The organism is Psychrobacter sp. BF1 (assembly GCF_019279065.1).
In the GTDB taxonomy this organism is placed as follows: Bacteria; Pseudomonadota; Gammaproteobacteria; order Pseudomonadales; family Moraxellaceae; genus Psychrobacter; species Psychrobacter urativorans.
Genome location: NZ_JAGYWV010000041.1, coordinates 1 through 865, shown reverse-complemented (window position 1 = coordinate 865; position 865 = coordinate 1). Strand labels below are relative to the sequence as shown.

Below are 865 nucleotides of genomic sequence, written 5' to 3'. Positions count from 1 at the left end.
GGGTAGTCGCCTGCCGCTTCAATGAGCATGCGAACGGCGCGTTCTTTAATCTCAGGAGTATAATGTCGTGTTTTCATTGTCGTATTCTCTCAGAATATTAGGTCTCCGACAATCCCGGGGCGGTTCAATAATGCATCAGTTAGTTGATCTTTTTCTATAATATTAGTTAGCTGCTGTGACTCACTCAAGGTAAGTTTGCCATTACCTTTACGTGCTTTTTCTAGTAACTTGTTAAGCTTGTCACGCTCTTTATGACTTAAGAAATTATTCTGCGTCTGATTCACATTACTAGCTGTACTTGCCGTGTCTCCACCAACAACAGCTCCAGTAGCAGCCGATAAGCCGAGTAACAATGCATCACGAGTAGTCTCATCAACGCCTTGCTCATCTAAGTAACGACCTACCGCAGGAATAGAGACCGCAGTTGTTCCACTTGCTAAAGCACCTTCGACACTACCTGTCGCAATAGCACCGACTAGCGTATGCAAAGCCACCCGATAAGCGCCACCTTCTCCCCACTTTTCAGCTGCTTCTAAATCACCGTCAAGTATCAACTGTGTCTGTCTTTTTCCAGAGAACTCAGCCACTGCCTTAGGTGCTTCCTTACCGAACTCTTGGGTAATCTCTACCTGCGCCCCAAGCTCCTCATTGACACGAGTCGCATCAAACCCATTCTCAAGCGCTCCTGCATACTCCTCTCGATTGTCAGTGGTGATGCCACTGTTACCCGCAATACCTGTAATACCTGCACGGGTAGTACTGCCATCACTATCTCCATCTGTACCATAGCCTAAACCATTAGTGTTGCCTTGAGGCTTGTTATCCGTCATACCAAGACTGATGCCAACAGAGATCGCATCACCTT

The 865-nt window shown here is 46.8% G+C and carries 1 pseudogene; it reads right to left on the bottom strand.

Annotation, left to right across the window (positions count from 1 at the left end):
• Positions 1 to 89: 89 nt before the first annotated feature.
• Positions 90 to 865 (bottom strand): annotated as a pseudogene (locus tag KZA12_RS14750) (hypothetical protein); the annotation flags it as partial.